Genomic DNA, 19,933 nt, shown 5'->3' with positions numbered 1-19,933 from the left:
ACGGACCTACTTGATCTTTCCGGCCTCGCTGGTCACGAACGCCCTGATCGCGGCGACGACGATGCCGACGATGAGGATGACCGCGCCGGCCCAGATGACCTGCTCGATCGTGACCGAGCCGCGCTCGTCGCGTCGGTGCTTGACGATGCGGTCCTCCATGCTGGCGATCACGGCGAGGGCCGTCACCTGGAGGGTGATGAAGAGCTTCAACATCGGGTTGTTCCTTTCTGGGTGTGGAGTTCGGGGTGTCCCGGGATTGACGTCGGTGTTAGGTCGCGAATCGGAGCATCGACGGGGTGACGAGGATCGCCATGAAGACGATGCCGAGCAGGCTGGCGGGGATGTACATGCGCTCGGAGACGGCGTTGGCCTTCCCGAGTTCGGCGCTGAGCATCGCCGAGCGAAGGGCGGCGGCGCGGGCGCGGAGGTTGTTGTAGATCTGGGCGCCGTCCTGGCCGGACTGCTGCATGATGTCGGCAAGGTCGTCGAGCTCGGGGACGCCGAGGTCATCGGCGAGCCCGTGCAGGAAGTCCCAGGGGGCGCGGGTCATGTAGCGGGCGCGGCGCAGCTCGCTCTCGATCCGCTTGAACACCCAGGTGTCGCCGACCTCGGCCGCGGAGCGCAGCGCCTGCTGACCGCTGGAGCCGTCGCGGACTCCGGTGGCGACCATGTCGATGTAGGCGCCCAGTGCCCGGCTGAACTCGATGCGGGCCTTCTTGGCGTCGTCAGTGGCGTTGTAGTTGGGCATGAACCAGAACAGTGCGGCGAGCCCGAGCGACCCGAAGGTGGGGATCACGAACGGGAGCGGGAGCCCGATCAGCGCGAAGAACGCCGCGAACAGCGGCGGCATGGCCAGGCCGAGCAGCGCCCAAACGACCTTCTCGCCGTAGAACCTGGTCTCGCTGATCTGGAGGATGGCCAGGTCCTTGCGGGGCGTGTGTGCCCACGCTCCCCCGGGCATGTTCTTGATCGCCCACACGCCGATCCGGTCGACGAACGATCCGGATTCGGTGCTCTCCTCGACGTCGAGCGGGCCGGCGCTGCGTCGGGGTACGACGTGGCCGGGCGAGAGCCGGTCCAGGGCGTCGGCGAGGTCGGGGTCGGACGGGGCCAGGCGCCACACGAGCAGGGCAACGGCGAGCCCGAGGAGGGTGCCGCTGGCGAGCGCGAGCTGGAGGCCCGTCATACGAGTGCTCCTTCCTTCTCCCCGCGCCCCGCTCCGTGCGCCGCTCGGTGCGCGTTGCGGGCCTGGAGGTCGAGGAAGCGCGGGAGCGGCTTGGCTACCGCCATCCGGCGCATCCACAGCAGCGTGGCCACGTAGGCGGTCAGCAGGACGGCGAGGATGACCTGGCCGAGCGGGCTGCCGTACGGCTCGATGTAGTCGCCGGTGAGGGCGAGCATGCCCAGGACGCCGAGGGTGATCACGGTGACCGTGCGGGCGGTGGTCCGCGGCTTGGCCTGGTCGGCGGCGATCTGGCGGCGGGCGCGCACGTCGGCCGCGACGGTCTCGGCGAGGGCGTCCAGCGCCTTGGCCAGGCCGGCCTGCCCGCGACCGCTGGCGGCGAGGATCAGCTGGCCGGCCACCACGTCTCCGGTGGAGTCGTTGAGGTCCTCAGCGAAGGCGCGCAGCACGTCCTCGGTGGTGGCGGTGTTGTTCCAGAGCCGAGAGACCGTCAGGCCGACCTCGCGCTCGATGGGCGCCGGCACCGACTCCAGCGACTTGATGAGCGCCGAGCGCAGCGACTGTCCGGCCGTCAGCTTGCCGGACAGTGACCGGGTCCACTCCTCGAGCGCCTCGAGCTTCTCGACGCTCGCGGCCGCCGGCGGGGGCGTGAGCAGCAGCGGGATGCCGACGATCGCGGCCGGGACGAGCACGATCGCGATCACCCAGCCGGTCAGCAGCGCGACCAGGAGGCCGGCGACAGCGCCGCCGATGACCAGCATCCGGGTGCGCGAATTGAGCCGGGTGAACCAGCCACCCGCCCGACCGAACGGGGTGACGGTCCGGGCGGGCCGCGGCGGCTTCGGAGGTGCGGGGATCAGCGCGTAGACCATGCCGATCAGGCCGATGACGATGAGCGCCCCGAAGACGGCGGGCAGGAAGGCGGTCATGAGATCGCCACCCCCGGGTTTGCCTGGGACTCGGCCTTGTACGCCTCGAGGTCGAACCCGTGGCGGGCGAGCTCCTGGGCGAGGAAGTTGTCGAGCTTCCCGGTGGCGACGGCCTGGCCGAGCTGGTTCGGGGCGAAGATCGGGGTGGTCGCATACCCGCGGGCCGCGTCGATGCTCGGTTGGACGACCAGGACCTCCTCGACCCAGCGCTGCTTGCGGAACGTGCCGTCGCCGTTGGGGACGACCTCGGATCGCAGGTACATCACGATGTCGATGGCGGCGGCGAGCTTGCTGATCGCGAGCTCGCGGGTGACCTGCGGGCCCTTCTCCATGGCGCAGGAGACGAGCTTCTCAATGGTGTGCTCGGCGCTGCGGGCGTGAGTGGTGCTGATCGAGCCCGGGCCGGACTCCATGGCCTTGAGCATGTTCCAGACCTCCGGGCCGCGGACCTCGCCGACGATCTGGCGGGCGAGGTTGAACCGGAAGGAGTGGTGGATGGCCTCCTCGAGGCTGAACTCACCGGCCTGGCGGCCGTCGATGCCGACCTCGCCGGATCCGGGCCGGTGCTCCCAGGCGTGGACGATCTTGTGCCGGTCGACCAGCTCGTGCAGGTGCAGCTCGAACTCGGTCTCGAAGGTGCCGATCATTTCCCAGGGCGGGATGCACGAGCACAGGGCGCGGACCCAGGTGGTCTTGCCCGAGGCCTGGACGCCAGAGACGACGATGCTCTTGCCGGCGCGGACGCAGGCGGCGAGGAAGTCGGCCAAGACCGCGCCGCACGCCTTGCGGTCGTAGACCATCTCGTCCATCGACACCTCGCGCATCCCGTGCCGGCGGATCACCACCGAGGTGTAGGCCATCACCCAGGAGCCGGCCGCGAGCCGGGCGCCGCCGGGCAGGCGCAGATCCAGGTGCGGACGCGCTTCGGTGAAGGGCCGGTTCTGCCGGGAGCCGAGGTCGGCGAGGAACTCGCGCAGCTCGTCCTCGGAGTCGGCGATCGGGGCGGCCTCGACCAGTGTGCCGTCGACGAGCTCCAGCCACACGGCGCACTCCGGGCCGCGGGCGATGACGATGATGTTCTCGACGTCCTCGCGCTCGACCAGCGGCTGCAGCCGGCCGAGACCGAACAGCGCGGCCTTGAGCGCGGCCTTGAGGGCGGCCTCCTGCTGGCGGCTCCACGGCGGACGGCCGGTCGAGACGAGGGTCTCGGCCTCGGACTTGATGAACTCCTCGATGACGTCGAGGCCCATCTGCTCGCGGTCCTCGTCGGTGACCCGGCCGCCTTCCTTGTCCAGCCGGGCGGTCAGCCGGGAGGAGATCTCGGCCCGGTACTGGGCGATGAGCTCCCAGTCCAGCTCGACCTCCCCCACGTCGACGCCGTCGTAGTAGTCGGTGGCGGCGAACGCGTGCGGCTGGTCGTTGGGGCTGGCGACGAGCGGGCGGAGGGTGAAGTCCGAGCGGGTGCGCCCCGGCAGCTGATCCTCGCCGGTCCAGGCGCCCGCGAAGATCGGCAGCGACATCGGGTCGTGGTCCTCGCTGGTCGGTGCCGGCGGCGGCGGGGGCTGCGTGGCCGGCTGGCTGCCGTCGGTGCCGCGGCCGCGGGCAAACGGGGAGCGCGGGCTGCGGTCTACGTGTCGCGCCGCGAGCCATTCGTCGGCACGGAGCGGCTCGCAGTCCTGGGCTCCGGGCTGGTGTCCGTTGGTGCTCATGCGCGGCCTCCGATCGGGTGGGCGAGGGCGGCCTGGTTGGAGGTGAGGACGGAGTGGATCAAGGACGCTCCGGTGCGATAGCTGCGCACCAGGTCGGAGGACTCGAACTTGCGCGGCTTGCGGGCCCCGTGGGAGTAGACCTCCGCGGCCTCGGGATCCCAGCCCACGGATGCTGCGACGGAGATCTGGAGTGCCTTGGCGATGTGGCGCGGCGTGTAGGGACGCACCCGCGGGACGCCCGTGGGCATCGCCGACCACCGGCGGTCCTCGTCGACGAGGAGGAGGCCGAGTCGCGAGAGGCCACCGACGGCGGCGAACTGGTCGCTCAGCATCTTGGCCCACGAGCGTGCACCGGCCAGCGCGGGCAGCGAGCTGCGCGTGACCAGCAGGGTCAGGTCGGAGGCAGCGACGAGCGGCTGCGGCCAACCAGCCAGACCGAGCCGGCCGGCGTCGACGATGACGTCTTGGCCGTTGCGGTCCAGCGCACGCAGCTGCTCGGCAAGCGGCTCCCACAGCGGCAGCAGGCTCGGGGCCTGCTCGTGGGCGCGAATGCCAGGCAGGAACCAAGGCGCGCGCTCGGCCGGGGCCTCGGGGTCCAGCAACAGCGTCTCGCGAGGAAGTGCGGCAGCCAGCGTCCCCTCGCGCAGCGCGAGGGCAAGGTTGATCAGCCCGCCGGTGGGTTCCTGAGTGCCGTGGAAGTAGCCGGCGAGGACCGCGGAGGACCCGGTCGGGTCGGCGTCGACCAGGAGCACGGGACGGTGCCAGTTAAGGGTGAGTCCCAGCGCCGTGGTGGAGACCCCGGGCGAACCGCTGGCCGAGGCGAGGACGATCAGCGCCATCGCTCAGCGCTCCCGCGTGTCCAAGACCAGTGCGACCCGGCCCGTCGCGGCGCGGGCTGCCAGGTCGGCGGCGTCGCCTTCGGGCACAGAGACGTCGACCACGGTCTCGCCGGTCTCCTCGACCCGGCTAACACCAACGACGACTGCCTCCACCGTGACCGGGTCCTTGTCGGTGACCTCGCCCTGATCACCGGGAGTGGTGACGATCCGGACGGCGTCGCCGCTGTAGAGTGGCTCGGACGGCATCTGTGCAGGAGTGAGGCTGATGCCCACCAGGGACTCCCCCTCCCCCGGAACCAGGCTGTCGGTGACGGCCTCCTCGGTGAGCAGCGTGCCGGCCCACAGGTCGACCGCGGCGCGGCTGCCCTCGAGCTCGCCCCTCTGACTCCCGGCGACCGGGGTCAGCGCTGGGTCGACGCTCACCCGCACCACCGAGAGGTCACCGGCATCGATGGTCTCGCCGCGCTTGATGTCACGGCTGACGACCAGGACCTCTTGGGTGTCGCTGACCGAGCTGAACGCGAACGCGGTTCCCAGCGCACCTGCGGCGACAAGGGCTGCACAAAGTGCGAACACCCACGGCCTGCGGCGCCGCTTGAGCCGTGGACTGTTGTTGAGATTGTGCGCAGGTCGGCTGCTGGGGGGCGCGTCGCCCGCGACCCCTTGAGCGGTGTTCAGCGACATGGATCCCGAGTCCTTTCGTGTCTCAGTCACCTACGTATCGAGACGGGCCCGCAGCGATCAGCAGGAGCCCAATTCGATACTGACACGCTAGTGCCTTTCTATCGAGCGACGCGTTGTCCACAGGTGACCGATTCCGAGATGTCATCGCCCGAGTCCTGACCGCAAGAGGTCGCGCGGCCCAATCCCCCGATGGGACTGAACATCAACGCTTCCGAACAATCGGAGTCCATGGGACCACAAATCGCTCGGTTCGTCCGGAAGGAATTTTGCCCTGTGGATTGCGAGTCAAACCCACGTACGGGGCACTCACATCTCAGCCGAGGCGGCTGATGTCTCCACGCCCGCGGCGCTGCCGCTGAGCCTCCTTAAACGCAGCGGCGACCACGTCGAAGGACTCCCCGAATGCCCGGCCGAGCGCTTCGAGCGTCTTGGATGCTGGGAGCCTGGTCCAGCGGCCCTGCTCCCATGCGTAATACGTCGGCACAGCCACGTTCACGGCATCAGCCAGATCGGGCACGGTGAGCCCTGCCTGCAGACGCAGCGCCTTGAGATCCGGAAGCTCGCCGTCGAGGCGAACGAGCCGCAGCGTGGGGATGTCGAGTGCTCGCGCGAGCTTGACCAGGAAATCTGGCCGGGGAACTGACGTGCCGAGCTCCCAACGCGATATGCGCTCTCCGCCGGCCGCACCGACGAGGCGCGCGAGCTCGTGCTGTGTCAGTCCCGCCTTCTCGCGGGCAGCACGCAATTCTGAAGGATCGATGCCGGAAACCATCAGTGGCGAACCTACCGGCAGACGTTCTCGGTACGTGCGAGGCGGACAAGGATCCACGCCCAGGAGCGACCACGCGGTCGAGGCAATCAAGGCGCCGGCGTCGGCTTCTTGGAGAGATCCACCCACCTCAAAACCTCTAGTCGCCTTGGCCCGATGTCGGCTGCCATCCGCTCGAAATTGGCTGCCGCTGGTGATCGCCCACAGTCACCTCGCGCACTTAGGAGACCAGACGACGGGCGTCGCCAGAGGGGCAGCGAGGAGGCAATCATGAGTGACAAGGCGAGTGCCAGCGCGCGCGAGATCGCCCAGCGATTCCCGGTGCCACCAGCGCGTGTCGCCGATCGACTGCTCGAACTACTACTTCCGTCCGAATTTGATCATCGTAGAGACCTGGTCGCCAACTCGCGTGGAACTGTGCCAGGGCTCGCGGACCGTCAGACCGCAGCGACACCGCCCGAAACCAAGGCTTCCTGAGTGATCAGCTCACTCGGTTCGATATCGACCCGCCCCGGGTCAAACCTGCGCCCGCGAACAATGGCCCGTTTGATCGTCACGCGGAGTAGGAGGCGAACAACCTCCCGTCGGTCAGAGAGGCTCGCACTTCGCCAGCCATCTTGAAGGGTGGAGGCGCTCAGCAATCGCCGCAAAGCTGGCGAAGAGACGGCGGCGACCTGCTGTCCCCGCAGCTGATCGATCGCGTTCTCTATCCGCTTCGTCTCTGCCGCATACGCGCGGAGCGTCAGATCTCCCGAAGCGCGCAAGTCCTCGACCTCTTCAAGCTCCAATTCTCGTTCGGCAATCAGCGAAGAGATATCGGGGCGTTTTGCCATCGAGGTCTCGCGTCGCCGGTGTGCCTCCGCAAGTGCCTGTTGGAAGTCAGGACGATCGAAAAGCGCTAGGAGAACCTCCTCTATGCGCTCGTCTACACGGTCTGCAGTCACAGTCACCTTCATGCAGCCCTCGTTCCGGCATACATACGCGCGCGGCAATCGGGACAGATTTGTGGCTGCCTTCATTCGGGCTCCGCACTCACCACAGCAAGCAATCCCGGACAGCAGGTGTCTCGGAGCAGGCCCTCGCGGGACCTTGACGCTGAGGCGCGCGGGGTCACTCAGAAGAGCATGGAGTCTTAGCCAGGTTCCGTAATCGAGGATCGGCTCCCAGTCGGCGGGGCCGATGTCTTCTCCTCGATGCACTCGACGACCCGCGATGGTCGGATTGCGCAGGAGCTGCCGCAAGGTCGCAGGCTCCCAACGGGTCACGACACCGTCTGGATTGTCATGCAACGTGTGCCGTCGAGGCTTGCGAGGCGTCGGGACACCCCGAGTGTTCAGCTCTCGGCATATGCCGCGCAGGGTGGCACCCTGCAGTAGCGCATGGGCTGCCTCCGCCAGCACCGTAGCCTCAGGCAGCAGTTGTGTGGGGTCGCTCGCTGAGTACGGAGTCTGACGTATCAGCGCGCCCGTGGTCGGGTCATACTCGCGACGAAATCCGTACGGCAAACGTCCGTGCGGGCGCCCCCGGTTTGCGTTCGCGGAGACGGTGCGCAGGTTGCGATCGCGGATGTCGTTCGATTCACGCTCAGCCAGTAGGGCGTCCAGCCCGGTCGACAATCGGTCGTCCGCACGACTCAGGTCGAATCGCCGCCCCTTGTAGACCAAATGAACCCCTGCTTCGTGACACGCGGATCGGAGCCGAACGTAATCGTCGAGGTCGCGCGACGCCCGGCTCATCTCCCACACGAGAACAAGATCGACGACCCGCGTTCGAATCAGACTGAGCGCTTCCTCGAAGCCTTCACGTTCTCGTTTGCGGTAGGCGCTCGCAGAGCGATCGTCGTCGCGGATGGTGTGGGTGATCGCAACTCCGTGGGCTATCGCCCACTGCTCGTTCTCCCGAAGCTGAGTGTCGACACTCGCGCCGCGCCGCTTGGGATCGCGGCTGGCGCGGCCATACGACAGGGCGGTCTCAACTGCCACGCACCCATCGTAGGTTACACATCCCCATTTGTCTGTTGTCCCCCGCCAGCAGCGGCAGGGTGCACATCTTGACCAGCGCCTCGCGGGCGCTGTTGGCGTGGAGGGTGCACATCCCCGGCAACCCTGAGTTGAGGGCCAGCAGCAGGTCGAGGCACTCGGCGGCGCGCACCTCACCGACGAGGATCCGGCTGGGCCGCATCCGCAGCGCCTCCTTGACCAGGTCGCGCAGGACGATCTCGCCGGTCTGCTCGAGCCCGGCCTGCCGGGTCTGCATGGCCACCCAGTCGGGGTGGCTGAAGCGCAGCTCGAACACCTCCTCCGCGCTGACCACCCGCTCCCCGCCGGGGACGGCGGCGGCGAGGCAGTTGAGCATCGTGGTCTTGCCGGCCTGGGTGCCGCCGGCGACCAGGATGTTCATCCCGGCGCGGACCGACGCCTCGAGGAACCGCGCGGCCTGCGGGGTCAGGCTGCCGAGGGCGACGAGGTCGCCGAGCCGGTGGGCGCGCAGCAGGAACTTGCGGATGTTGACCGCGGTGAAGCCGCGGCTGATGCCCTCGAGCACGACGTGGAGCCGGTGCCCCTCGGGCAGCATCGCGTCGACGAAGGGCGTGCTGATGTCGATGCGGCGGCCGCTCGACTTGAGCATCCGCTCGACGAGCTCGGAGACCTGGTCGGCGTCGAGGCGCAGGTTGGTCAGCTCGTGGCGCCCGCGGCGCGCGATGAAGACCCGCTCCGGGGAGTTGATCCAGACCTCCTCGACCTCGGGGTCGTCGAGGAACGGCTGGAGCGGGCCGAAGCCGGCCACCCGGGCCAGCAAGTCGGTCACGACCGCGTCGGCATCGGCGACCGGGGCGACCGCACCCGTCAGGCTGAGCTGGTCGTGGTCGCGGACGACGTCCTCGGCGATGCGACGTACGGCGTCGGCCTCGCGCTGCGGGTCGACGCCCTCGCGCCGCACCCGCTCGCGGACCTGGTCGTCGAGGCGCCGGACGAGCGCGTCGTGGCTCGACCGGTCCGCGATCGGACGGTCGACGGTGGCGCGGTCGACGGCCATGAGCCCCCCAGGTTCCCGAGAACGTGCTCTCGGAAGTTACCCGCGTCGGCAGCGGGCAAACCAGACCCACGGCAGAGCCTGTGGAGAACTCCCGGAGGTCGGTCGGGGCCCGCCGGCCGGGGTAGTCCAGTGGCCAGACGCTGTCCCGGGCGCCGTCGCACGACGTCTCGCCACTGGACTACCCCGGGGCGAGGGCGACCCGGGGTGAGGCTGGCGCGCGGGCAGGACCGCGGTCAGGCCAGGGTCAGGAGCCGGTCTCCAGGCGGAAGCCGACGCCGCGGATCGCGACGACCTTCTCCCCGGCGTCGGCGGCCTCGAGCTTGGAGCGCAGCCGGCCGATGGTGACGTCGAGCGTCTTCGTCGAGCCGTACCAGTTCTGGTCCCACACCTGGTTCATCAGCGTCTCGCGCGGCACCACCTTGTCGTGGTGGGAGGCCAGCACCGCGAGGACGTCGAACTCCTTCGCGGTGAGCGCGATCTCCTTGTCGTTGAGGTGCACCCGGCGCGACGCGGCGTCGATCTTGAGGCCCGACGAGGTGACGACGGTGGTGGTGTCCTCGGTGGCCGCGGACGAGCGGCGCAGCAGCGCACGCACGCGGGCGAGCAGCTCGGCGAGGCCGAACGGCTTGGCGAGGTAGTCGTCGGCGCCGACGTCGAGTCCGACCACGCGGTCGAGCTCGCCGGCACGGGCGGTGACCATGATGATGCCGCCGCCATAACCACCGGCGCGCATCTGGCGGCACACGTCGAGACCGTCCATGTCGGGCAGTCCCAGGTCGAGGATCACCACGGCCGGGGCGTCGTCGACGACACGGCCCACCGCCTCCGCTCCACCCGAGACGCGGGTCACTTCGTAACCCTCACGTTCCAGGGTGCGCATCAGGGGGACGGCGATGTCCTCTTCGTCCTCAACGACCAGCACGTCGTGCACCATGACCGCGAGCATATAGAGAGACCTAGCGGCCGGTGGACTGAATCCCCGTGTCGGCGGTCTGGAAGACCCCGGTGGGAGCGGGCTCTGCGGGTGCGCTCTCCCCGGGTCCGGCCACGACCGCGCCGGCAGCCAGCAGGGCTGCGACGGGGATCAGTGCGATGCGGGACATGGGTCAAGTCTCTGGTCACGAGTTCCACGCGGGCCCCTCGCGGTGGTCACACGGGGTAACAGTTCTCGGGACCTTCGTCACCCGCGGATCCCGTGGGCGAAGGGCTGATCAGGCGTCGAACACGTCGCCAAGGTCGCCCACCCGCTCGAGCACCTGCTGGAGCGAGAGCTGCTCGAGGGCCAGCTCGTCGTCGGCCCCCTCCTCGACCTCGTCCCAGGTCAGCGGCGCGGCGACGGTGGGCCGCTCGCGCCCGCGCAGGGAGTACGGCGAGACGGTGGTCTTCGAGCCGCTGTTCTGCGACCAGTCGAGGAACACCTTGCCGGGCCGCTTGGCCTTGGTCATCACGCTCGTGACCAGCTCGGGGTGCTCCTTCTGCAGCTCCTCGGCCACCTCCTTGGCGAGCGCGGTCGTGCCGTCGCTGTCGAGCGTGCCGTCCATCCGCGCGTAGAGGTGCAGACCCTTGCTGCCGCTCGTCACGGGCGTGCAGGTGAGGTCGCGCGCGCCCAGCGCGTCGCGGACCATCAGCGCCACCTGCGCACACTCGTGCAGCCCGGCCGGCTCGCCGGGGTCGAGGTCGATGACCAACCGGTCGGGGTGGCGGGGGGTGCCGTCCTCCTCGACCGTCCACTGGTGCACGTGCAGCTCCAGCGCGGCGAGGTTGGCCAGCCAGGTGAGGGTGGCGAGGTCGTCGCAGATCGGGAAGCGGAGCGTGCCGTCGCCCGCGCCAGTGCGCGACCCGGTGGTCGGCACGTCGACCGTGCGGACCCACGACGGGGTGCCGGCGGGCGCGTTCTTCTCGAAGAAGCTCGAGCGCTCCACGCCGTGCGGCCAGCGGATCCGGGTCACCGCCCGGTCGCGCAGGTGCGGCAGCAGGACGGGGGCGACGGCGGCGTAGTAGTGCAGCACCTCGCCCTTGGTCGTACCGGTGCGCGGGTAGAGCACCTTGTCGAGGTTGCTGATCGTGAGGGTCCGGCCCTCGACGTCGACGTGGACCTCACTCATCCGAGGTCCTCCGGGGTCAGGTCGTCGCGCACACCCTGGAAGGACGGCTGCCGGAGCCGGTCGTAGCCCAGGCCGTGGGTGTCGACGTCCACCACGACGCGCGGCTCGACCCAGAAGGTGCCGCGGGCGTCCTCCTTCGGGACCTCGTCGACGAACGGCGAGGCGCTCGCGGCGTACGGCTCCAGCAGCCGGGCGAGCCGGGCGCTCGTCGCTCCGGCGATGCCGCTGCCGACCCGGCCGCGGTAGGCCAGGCCATCCTCGGTGACCTCGCCGACGAGCAGCGCGGCGAGCCGGTTCTCCGTCCCGACCTGCGGCCGCCAGCCGCCGACCACGAACGAGCCGCGGTGGCGGTGGGCGAGCTTGCGCCAGTCGTCGCTGCGCGCGTCGAAGCGGTAGCGCGACCCGCGGCGCTTGCTGACCACCCCCTCGAGGCCCTGCTGCAGGGTGGCGGTGAAGAGCATGTCGCCGTCGTCGTACGCCGCCGGGACCTGCCAGCGCGACTCGGCCAGAGGCAGCTCCTCGAGGAGCGCCCGCCGCTCCTCCAGCGGTCGCGCGGTGAGGTCCTCGCCGTCGAGGCGCAGCAGGTCGAAGACCATCAGCGTTGCGGGGACCTTCGTGACCAGCCGGGCGACCTCCTGCCGGTTGCGCACGTGCATCCGGTGCTGGAGGACCCGGAAGTCCGGCACGCCGCGGTCGTTGAGGGCGATCACCTCGCCGTCGACCAGCAGGTCGCGCGTCCCCAGCGGCGGGGCGCTCAGGTCGGGCCATGCGGGGGTGACGTCGTTGTCGTTGCGGCTGGTCATCCGCACCACCCCGTCGTGGGCGTCGACGAGCACCCGTACGCCGTCCCACTTGACCTCGTGGAGCCACTCCGCGCCCGTGGGCACGCGGTCGGCCTTGGACGCGAGCATCGGACGCACCGCGCCAGTCTGCACCCTCGGGCGTGACGCGCGACACGCTCACCCTGATACTGGTGTGACCCACTGTGACGAGAGGTCTTCCCCATGCGAGCGATCTGGAAGGGCGCGGTGTCCTTCGGGCTGGTCAGCGTGCCGGTCAAGCTGTACGCCGCCACCGAGAGCCACGACGTGTCGTTCCGCCAGGTGCACGCCAAGGACGGCGGGCGGATCAAGTACCAGCGGGTGTGCTCGCTCGACGGCGAGGAGGTGGCCTACGCCGACATCGCCAAGGGCTACGAGACCGAGGACGGCGAGATGGTCATCCTCACCGACGACGACATGGCCGAGCTGCCGTCGACGTCGTCGCGCGAGATCGCGGTCGAGAAGTTCGTGCCGCGCGAGCAGATCGACCCGCTGCTGTTCGAGAAGTCCTACTACCTCGAGCCCGAGGGCCAGGGCGCGAAGCCGTACGCCCTGCTCCGCCAGGCGCTCAAGGACGCCGACCGGATGGCGGTCGTCACCGTCGCGCTGCGCCAGCGCACCACGATCGCGGTGCTGCGGGTGCGTGAGACCGAGGCGGGCGAGGTGATCGTGCTCCAGACGATGATGTGGCCCGACGAGGTGCGGGTGCCGGACTTCAAGGTCGAGGTCGACGACGCGAAGCCGCAGGAGGTCAAGATGGCGCAGATGCTCGTCGAGACCCTCGCCGGCGACTTCGACGCCACCGAGTTCGAGGACGACTACGCCGGCGCCGTCGAGGCGCTCGTGCGGTCGAAGATCGAGGGCGGCGAGATCAAGCGCACCGAGACCTCCACCAAGACCTCCGGCGAGGTGGTCGACCTGCTCGCCGCGCTGCAGAAGTCGGTCGCCGCGGCGAAGTCCGCCCGGGGTGAGGCCGACGCCGACTCCGACTCCGACTCCGACGACGCGAAGCCCGCGAAGAAGTCTGCGGGCAAGAAGGCGTCCGGGAAGAAGGCGCCGGCCAAGAAGGCCGCTGCCAAGAAGACCGCGGCCAAGAAGTCGGCCGCCAAGAAGACCACCACGAAGAAGACGGCAGCGAAGAAGGCCAGCTGAGCCTCGCGTACGAGCGGTGGCCCACCCACATTCCACTCGCGCCGAATGTGGGTGGCACACCGCTCACCGGCGCGGCGCCGTACGACGCGCTCTCCCGCGGTGGCCCACCCACGTTCCACTCGCTCCGAATGTGGGTGGCACACCGCTCGGGAGGGCAGGCAGTCAGAGGCCGGCGAGGTCCTTGAGGTCGGCGAGGATCTCGTCGATGCGCGCGACGAGGGACACGTGGCCCTCATCGGCGAAGAGGTGGGCGCGGGCGCCGGGGATCGCGGCGGCCAGCCACTGGCCGTGGGCGTAGAGCACCATCCGGTCGTGCTCGCCCTGCCAGACCGACACCGGTACGCGGAGGTCGCCGACGTCGAAGCCCCAGGGCGCGACGATCTGGAGGTTGTCCTCGACCATGCCGACCGGCCCCTGCTCCATCGCGCGGCGGAACGACGCCGCGACGACCTCGGCGAAGTCGCCGGTCAGCGCGGCGGCATCGACCTCGTCGACCAGGTCGCCGAACGCGGCGACGATGTCGTCGGCGGTGACGGCGCCGAGCTCGGCCGCCTGCTGCTCGGCGATCGGGCGGTAGACCTCGCGCCCGGCGGCGACGGCCTCGAAGTCGCGGACGTTCTCCTCGCCCATCCCGGCCAGCCAGTCGAGGCCGTCGACGCCGTGGGGCGCGACGCCCGCGAGCAGCGCTGCCGCGCGGCACCGTGCGGGCATCGCGGCGGCGCAGGCCAGCGCTCGCGGCCCGCCGCCCGACCAGCCCAGCGTCACGAAGTCGCCGATGCCGAGGTGGTCGAGCAGCGCCGCGGTGTCGTCGGCGTCCGCGAGGATCGGCGCGACGAGGTGGTCCGGGCCGCCGCGCGGGGTGGACTGGCCGTAGCCGGGCCGCGAGCACGTCACCAGGCGCAGGCCGGCGGACGCCGCGGCGGCGAAGAGGTGGGGGTCCTCGACGACCGCGCTCGGCGTGCCGGAGTGGTAGACGAGCGGGAAGCCGTCGGGGTCGCCACCCTCGAGGTGCTCCAGCGTCCGGCCGTCGTCGAGCGTGAGGTAGTCGACCATGCCGCGATCATGGCACGGTGCCCGCGAGCGGCCGGGCGGAGCGCTCAGCAGGCCTGCGCCACCGCCGCGCCGGTGAGCTCGCGCAGCCGCGTCCCGACCTCGGCCGCCACCGCGGCCGCCAGCGCCGCCGGCTCCTCGCCGTCGACCTCGGGCACGATGTGGTGCACGATCCCGTCGGCGAGCAGGTCGACGGCGCGTACGCGCTGCTGCGTGGCCATCTCGGCGGCGTGCGAGACGTCGCCGTGCACGATGACGCTGGCACCCTCGGGCGGCAACGGGGAGAGCCATGCATGCTCGGTCGCGACGACCATCCGCGCCGGCAGCAGCGCGAGCGCTCCCCCGCCACAGCCCTGGCCGAGCACGACCGAGAGCGTCGGCACCCGCATCGTGGTGAGGGTCGCGATGCACCGGGCGATCTCGCCCGCGATCGCCCGTTCCTCGGCCTCGGGCGACAGCTCGGCCCCGGGGGTGTCGATCACGGTGACCAGCGGCAGCCCGAGCTCCTCGGCGAGCCGCATGCCCCGGCGGGCCTCGCGCAGCGCGCCCGGACCCATCAGGTGGCCCGGGGTCTGGCGGGAGCGGTCCTGGCCGACGACGACGCACGGCTGGTCGTCGATCCGGGTGAGGGCGACGGTCACGGTCGAGTCGCGCTCGCCCTCGTCGGTGCCGCGCAGCCGCACGGTGCCGGTGGCACCGTGGGCGAGCAGGTCGCGCAGCCCGAGCCGGCCGGTGGCCCGGGTCCGCTCGATGCTGTCCCACGCCGGGTGGTCGCCGAGCAGCCGCTTGGGCCGCTGCGGCAGCGAGCCGGCGCCCGGCGGGTCGACGAGCACGCCGAGCGCGAGGTCGACCAGCGCCGGGAGGTCCTCGGCGGCGGCCACGCCGTCGATGACGCCCTGCGCCGCGAGGTGCTCGGCGACCTGGACGCCGGGACGGAACGGTCGGCCGTTGAGCGCCTCGAACACCTTCGGGCCGAGGAAACCGACCAGCGCGCCGGGCTCCGCGACGGTCACGTGGCCGAGCGAGCCCCACGAGGCGTAGACCCCGCCGGTCGTGGGGTGGCGCAGGTGCACGAGGTAGGGCAGGCCCGCCGCGCGGTGGTCCATCAGCGCCCGGGAGATCTCCGCCATCCGCACGAAGGCCGGCGTGCCCTCCTGCATGCGGGTGCCGCCGGAGGCAGTGCTGGCCAGCAGCGGCAGGCCCTCGGCGGTCGCACGACGGACCGCCGCGATGATCCGGTCGGCCGCGACGCGCCCGATCGAGCCGGCGAGGAACGCGAACTCGTTGACCACGACCGCGACCGGGCGCCCGCGCACCTCGCCGCGTCCGGTCAGCACCGACTCGTCGGTGCCGGCCTTCGCGGCGGCCGCCTCGAGGACGGCGCGGTAGCCCGGCTCGACCCCGGAGAGGTCGATCGGCTGGTCCCAGGAGGCGTACGTCCCCGCGTCGAGGACGAGGTCGAGCAGCTCGTGGGCGGTCCAGCGGCGGGTCACGCCCCGCCCACCCAGGCACGGATCTCGTCGGCGTGCTGGTCGAGCAGCGGCGGCGCGACGTGGTCACGGCGGGTGACCTCGGCGCCCACGGCGTCGAAGAACCGCAGCGGCGGGCCGGGGAGGGTGAGGTGGCCGAGGCTGGCGTGCTCGACGTCGAGCAGCAGTCCCTGGCTGGCCACCTGGTCCCACTCGTAGACCTCGTCGAGGGTGCGGACCTTGCCGGCCGGGACGCCGACCTCGGCCAGCCGGGCCAGCAGCGGCTCGGAGTCCCAGTCGGCGAAGGCGGCCTCGACGACCTCGATCACGCGGTCGCGGTGCGCGACGCGCTCGCCGTTGCTGGCGAGCCCCTCGGCCTCGGGGTCGAGCCCGAAGCCCTCGCAGAACCGCTTCCACAGGCCCTCGCTGCCGAGCGCGATCTGCACGGCGCCGTCGCGGCAGTGGAACAGTCCGTAGGGCGCGATGGAGGGGTGGTGGTTGCCCTGCGCGCGGCCGACCTCGCCGGCGACCGTCCACCGCGTGCCCTGGAAGGCGTGCACGCCGACGACCGAGGCGAGCAGCGACGTCCGCACGACCTGGCCCTTGCCCGTGCGCTCGCGCTCGTGGAGCGCGGCGAGGATGCCGTAGGCGCCGTACATGCCCGACAGCAGGTCGGCGATCGGGACGCCGACGCGCTGCGGGTCGTCGGGCCCCGAGCCGGTGAGCGACATCAGGCCGGCCTCGCCCTGCGCGATCTGGTCGTAGCCGGCGCGGCCGCCCTCGGGACCGTCGTGGCCGAAGCCGGTGATGGACAGGACGACCAGTCGCGGGTTGCGCCGCATCAGCTCCTCGATGCCGAGGCCGAGCCGCTCGAGCACGCCGGTGCGGAAGTTCTCCACCAGCACGTCGGCCCGCTCGACCAGGCCGAGCAGGACGTCCTTGTCGGTCGCGTCCTTGAGGTCGAGGGCGATCGACTCCTTGTTGCGGTTGGTGCACAGGAAGTACGTCGACTGGCGGGCGTCGGGCTCGCCGACGAACGGCGGGCCCCAGCCGCGGGTGTCGTCGCCGCTGCCGGGTGCCTCGACCTTCACCACGCGGGCACCGAGGTCGCCCAGCATCTGGGTGCAGTGCGGACCGGCGAGGGCACGGGTGAGGTCGACGACGAGGAGGTCGGAGAGTGGTCCGGTCATTGTTCTGTTCACCATCCGGGGAGGACGAGGGCTGCCCAGACGAGCAGCGGGCCGACGAGGGTCACGATCACGGCATAGCCGAGGATCTGCTTGTAGTAGGTGGTCTCCTCGATGCTGTCGGGCCGGTTGGCCAGCATGAGGGCGCCGTTGGTGGAGAACGGGCTGACGTCGACGATCGTGGAGCTGACCGCGAGCGCGGCGACGAACAGGCCCGCGGAGATGCCGCCCCCGGCGACCAGCGGGATCGCGATCGGGATGATCACCGGCAGCAGCGCGGTGGAGGAGGCGAACGCCGACACGATGCCGCCGACGTAGCAGAGGATCAGTGCGCCGATCGCGGCGGCGCCCAGCCCGGCGGCCCACTTCCCGACGAACTCCGGGGAGCCGGCGGTCGTGAGGATCGTGGCGTACGTGCTGACGCCGGCGACCAGCAGGACGGTGGGCCAGGCGATCTGCTTGACGGTGTCCTTGTAGGCCTTGGGCGTGAGGATCGACAGCACCACGGCTGCCGTGATCGCAGCGAAGCCGATGTTCTTGTCGAAGACCAGCGCGACGACCGCGACCGCGAGGAACGCGAGCAGGGTCAGGGCGTGCTCGAGGGTGGTGCCGGCGTCGTCGGCGTTCGGGGTGCCGGTGGTGGGCGTCGCACCGGTGGCCGAGCGGGCGTCGGAGCGGTCGGGGCGCGAGGAGCCGCCCGCGACGGCAGCGGTGCCGCCGCCGACCTGGACCAGTTCGCCCTCGGCGTCCATCCGCAGCGACATCAGCTTGCGGCCGCCGAGGACGACGAAGAGGATCGCGGCCATCACGGTGTTGACCACGAGGCTGGAGAAGAAGATCGTCAGGTGCGAGGCGCCGAGACCGGCGTCCTCCATCACCGAGTTGGTGATCGTGCCGTAGATCGAGATCGGCGAGAACCCGCCGGCCTGCGCGCCGTGCACGACGAACATGCCCATCATCAGCGGGCTGATGCCGTAGCGGCCGGCGAAGCCCAGCGCGATCGGACCGATGATGGCGCACGCGGCCGGGCTGGCCGCGCCGATCGCAGTGATGACCGCGGTGACCGCGAACATCACCCACGGGATCAGCGCCACCCGGCCGCCGACCGACGACACCGCCGTGCGGACGATGAGGTCGACGGTGCCGTTCTGCCGGGCGATGGCGAAGAGGTACGTCACCCCGATCAGGGTGAGGACGAGGTCGGCGCTGATGCCGGCGAGGATCTCCTTCTCGTCCAGGCCGAGGGAGTACATGCCGACCAGCCACGCGGCGACGTAGGCCAGCGCTCCCATGTTGATCGGCAGCAGCGTGCCGACCACGAACAAGGCGACCAGGGCGATGATCGCGATCCATTCCGGACCCATGACGAGACCTCCGAGCTTCTTCGGGTCGAGTGCCAGCACGCGGGGCGGGGGTGGCCCTCGTCACATGCTGGATCAGTGGCCTAGCCAATAGCACTCTGGGCCAATCGTCAATAGGGTAGGTCCATGGCCGACTCCTTCCCGCCCCGGCTCCTGCGCACCCGGCTCTACGAGCAGGTGGCCGGGCAGATCTCGGCGTGGATCAGCGACAACGGCCTCGCCGCCGGGGACAAGCTGCCGCCCGAGCGCGAGCTCGCGCAGCGCCTCGGTGTCAGCCGCGCCACCCTCAGCCAGGCGCTGGTCGCGCTCGAGGTGGTCGGCGTGGTCGAGGTGCGCCACGGCGACGGGACCGTGGTGACCGAGCGCCAGGAGAAGGCCAGCCGGATCGTCGAGGCGATCCGCAGCCACGCCGACCGGCTGCCCGAGGTGATCGAGACGCGCGACGCGCTGGAGACCAAGATCGCCTCGCTCGCGGCCCTGCGCCGCACCGACGAGGACCTGGCCCGCATCGACGACGCCCTCGCCGCCATGGAGGCCGACATCGCCGCCGGCGGGCGGGGCGTGGAGGGCGACGAGCGGTTCCACGGCGCCGTGACGGCGGCGTCCCACTCGCTGCTGCTGGCCCGGCTGATGGGCGAGATCGGCGACCTGATCAAGGAGACCCGCATCGAGTCGCTCGGCCAGCCCGGCCGGCCGCAGGACTCGCTCGCCGGGCACCGGGCCATCGCCGAGGCGATCCGCGCCGGCGACCCCGTCGCGGCATCACAGGCGATGCACGCCCACGTCGCGATGGTGAGCGACGTCGCCCTGCTCCGCGAGCAGCCGTGACGGTGCTCGACGCGCTCCTGGTGGTCGTCACCGGCTTCGGCGCCGGCGTGCTGTCCTCCACCGTCGGAGTCGCGTCACTGCTGAGCTTCCCGGTGCTGGTCGGCCTGGGCCTGCCGCCGGTCGCGGCCAACGTGTCCAACACCCTCGGCCTCATCCCGGGCGGCCTCGGTGGGGTGGTGGGCTACCGCCGGGAGGTCCGCGAGGCCGGCCCGGTCGCCCGGATGATCGTCCTGGTCTGCGCGGTCGGCGCGGTCGCGGGCGCGGCCCTGCTCCTCGGGCTGCCGCCCGGCGTGTTCGAGGCGGTCGTGCCCTACCTCATCCTCTTCACCTGCGCCCTCGTCGGCATCCAGCCGCGGGTGGCCGCATGGCTCCGGGCCCGGCACGAGCGACGCCACGGCGAGCAGCTCGCCGAGCGCCGGCACATGTCACCGGCGACCACCGCGTTCGCGACCCTCACCGGCGTCTACGGCGGCTACTTCGGGGCCGGCGCCGGCGTGATGATGGTCGCCGTCCTCGGCATCGGCACCGACCTCGAGCTGCGCGTGGTCAACGGGCTCAAGACGCTGTCGCTGATGGTCGGCAACATCGTCGCCGGCCTCATCTTCGTCGTCGTCGCCGACCCGCGCTGGGACGTGGCGGTGCTGCTCGCCGTCGGCTCCCTCGTCGGTGGCTACGTCGGCGCGCGCATCGGTCGCGTGCTCCCCGACGCGGTGTTCCGCTGGGCCGTCGTGGCGGCCGGGGTCGTCGCCGCGCTCCTGCTGTTCTGACTCCCGACCGGCGCCCGCCCCCTGCCGGGGTATCTGGGGACGAA

20 protein-coding genes are annotated in these 19,933 nt (G+C 70.9%); 3 read left to right on the top strand and 17 right to left on the bottom strand.

Annotated elements, in window-relative coordinates:
* Positions 1 to 6 precede the first annotated feature (6 nt).
* From KDN32_RS04235 to ligD (KDN32_RS04175), 13 genes are all read right to left on the bottom strand, one after another.
* Entirely contained in the window at positions 7 to 213 is a 207-nt protein-coding gene (locus KDN32_RS04235; protein ID WP_183097425.1) for a hypothetical protein, read from the bottom strand.
* Between the two features lie 55 nt (positions 214 to 268).
* Positions 269 to 1,186 carry a type II secretion system F family protein gene (locus KDN32_RS04230; RefSeq protein WP_211730848.1) on the bottom strand — a complete coding sequence of 306 codons (918 nt, stop codon included), beginning with the start codon at positions 1,184 to 1,186 and terminating at the stop codon, positions 269 to 271.
* Entirely contained in the window at positions 1,183 to 2,112 is a 930-nt protein-coding gene (locus KDN32_RS04225) for a type II secretion system F family protein (RefSeq protein WP_211730847.1), read from the bottom strand. Before KDN32_RS04225 ends, KDN32_RS04230 begins: the two co-directional genes overlap by 4 nt.
* Positions 2,109 to 3,821, bottom strand: a complete 1,713-nt coding sequence (locus KDN32_RS04220; RefSeq protein WP_211730846.1) for a TadA family conjugal transfer-associated ATPase — start codon at positions 3,819 to 3,821, stop codon at positions 2,109 to 2,111. The genes KDN32_RS04225 and KDN32_RS04220 overlap by 4 nt, the downstream gene beginning before the upstream one ends.
* Complete coding sequence (locus tag KDN32_RS04215; RefSeq protein ID WP_211730845.1) at positions 3,818 to 4,660, bottom strand: CpaE/TadZ family protein; 843 nt, start codon at positions 4,658 to 4,660, stop codon at positions 3,818 to 3,820. The genes KDN32_RS04220 and KDN32_RS04215 overlap by 4 nt, the downstream gene beginning before the upstream one ends.
* Positions 4,661 to 4,663: 3 nt before the next feature.
* Complete coding sequence (locus tag KDN32_RS04210) at positions 4,664 to 5,344, bottom strand: SAF domain-containing protein (RefSeq protein ID WP_211730844.1); 681 nt, start codon at positions 5,342 to 5,344, stop codon at positions 4,664 to 4,666.
* 313 nt (positions 5,345 to 5,657) lie between these two features.
* On the bottom strand, positions 5,658 to 6,116 hold the full coding sequence (locus tag KDN32_RS04205) for a helix-turn-helix domain-containing protein (RefSeq protein WP_211730843.1): 459 nt from the start codon (positions 6,114 to 6,116) through the stop codon (positions 5,658 to 5,660).
* A gap of 434 nt (positions 6,117 to 6,550) precedes the next feature.
* A complete protein-coding gene (locus KDN32_RS04200; RefSeq protein WP_211730842.1) occupies positions 6,551 to 8,095 on the bottom strand; it encodes a recombinase family protein in 1,545 nt (514 codons plus the stop codon).
* Positions 8,085 to 9,149: a TadA family conjugal transfer-associated ATPase gene (locus KDN32_RS04195; RefSeq protein ID WP_249216351.1), complete on the bottom strand. Its 1,065-nt coding sequence runs from the start codon at positions 9,147 to 9,149 to the stop codon at positions 8,085 to 8,087. The genes KDN32_RS04200 and KDN32_RS04195 overlap by 11 nt, the downstream gene beginning before the upstream one ends.
* 244 nt (positions 9,150 to 9,393) lie before the next feature.
* On the bottom strand, positions 9,394 to 10,083 hold the full coding sequence (locus KDN32_RS04190) for a response regulator transcription factor (RefSeq protein WP_249216350.1): 690 nt from the start codon (positions 10,081 to 10,083) through the stop codon (positions 9,394 to 9,396).
* Positions 10,084 to 10,105: 22 nt separating this feature from the next.
* A complete protein-coding gene (locus tag KDN32_RS04185) occupies positions 10,106 to 10,252 on the bottom strand; it encodes a hypothetical protein (RefSeq protein WP_211730841.1) in 147 nt (48 codons plus the stop codon).
* A gap of 108 nt (positions 10,253 to 10,360) precedes the next feature.
* On the bottom strand, positions 10,361 to 11,254 hold the full coding sequence (ligD, locus tag KDN32_RS04180; RefSeq protein ID WP_211730840.1) for a non-homologous end-joining DNA ligase: 894 nt from the start codon (positions 11,252 to 11,254) through the stop codon (positions 10,361 to 10,363).
* Entirely contained in the window at positions 11,251 to 12,165 is a 915-nt protein-coding gene (ligD, locus tag KDN32_RS04175; protein ID WP_211732362.1) for a non-homologous end-joining DNA ligase, read from the bottom strand. The genes ligD (KDN32_RS04180) and ligD (KDN32_RS04175) overlap by 4 nt, the downstream gene beginning before the upstream one ends.
* A 93-nt stretch (positions 12,166 to 12,258) precedes the next feature.
* Between ligD (KDN32_RS04175) and ku the strand changes: the two genes are divergently transcribed.
* Complete coding sequence (gene ku / locus KDN32_RS04170) at positions 12,259 to 13,227, top strand: non-homologous end joining protein Ku (RefSeq protein WP_211730839.1); 969 nt, start codon at positions 12,259 to 12,261, stop codon at positions 13,225 to 13,227.
* A 162-nt stretch (positions 13,228 to 13,389) separates the two neighbouring features.
* Here ku and KDN32_RS04165 read toward each other — a convergent pair whose 3' ends face one another.
* From KDN32_RS04165 to KDN32_RS04150, 4 genes are read right to left on the bottom strand one after another with little or no spacing between them, the layout of a single operon-like run.
* Positions 13,390 to 14,280, bottom strand: a complete 891-nt coding sequence (locus KDN32_RS04165; protein ID WP_211730838.1) for an alpha/beta fold hydrolase — start codon at positions 14,278 to 14,280, stop codon at positions 13,390 to 13,392.
* Positions 14,281 to 14,324: 44 nt separating this feature from the next.
* Positions 14,325 to 15,770, bottom strand: a complete 1,446-nt coding sequence (locus tag KDN32_RS04160) for a carboxyl transferase domain-containing protein (RefSeq protein ID WP_211730837.1) — start codon at positions 15,768 to 15,770, stop codon at positions 14,325 to 14,327.
* The gene (locus KDN32_RS04155; protein WP_211730836.1) at positions 15,767 to 16,936 is read right to left on the bottom strand and encodes a CaiB/BaiF CoA transferase family protein; all 1,170 of its coding nucleotides are present in this window, start codon (positions 16,934 to 16,936) and stop codon (positions 15,767 to 15,769) included. The genes KDN32_RS04160 and KDN32_RS04155 overlap by 4 nt, the downstream gene beginning before the upstream one ends.
* Positions 16,937 to 16,944: 8 nt before the next feature.
* Entirely contained in the window at positions 16,945 to 18,336 is a 1,392-nt protein-coding gene (locus KDN32_RS04150) for an SLC13 family permease (RefSeq protein ID WP_307853701.1), read from the bottom strand.
* Positions 18,337 to 18,420: 84 nt separating this feature from the next.
* Here KDN32_RS04150 and KDN32_RS04145 point away from each other — a divergent pair, with 84 nt between their 5' ends.
* Positions 18,421 to 19,122 (top strand): FadR/GntR family transcriptional regulator, encoded by a 702-nt coding sequence (locus KDN32_RS04145; protein ID WP_211730835.1) that lies wholly within the window; start codon positions 18,421 to 18,423, stop codon positions 19,120 to 19,122.
* Positions 19,123 to 19,124: 2 nt separating this feature from the next.
* Positions 19,125 to 19,889 carry a sulfite exporter TauE/SafE family protein gene (locus tag KDN32_RS04140; protein WP_307853700.1) on the top strand — a complete coding sequence of 255 codons (765 nt, stop codon included), beginning with the start codon at positions 19,125 to 19,127 and terminating at the stop codon, positions 19,887 to 19,889.
* Positions 19,890 to 19,933 lie beyond the last annotated feature (44 nt).

The sequence above is a fragment of the Nocardioides palaemonis genome (assembly GCF_018275325.1).
Lineage (GTDB): Bacteria > Actinomycetota > Actinomycetes > Propionibacteriales > Nocardioidaceae > Nocardioides > Nocardioides palaemonis.
This window is presented reverse-complemented; position numbering and strand designations above follow the sequence as displayed.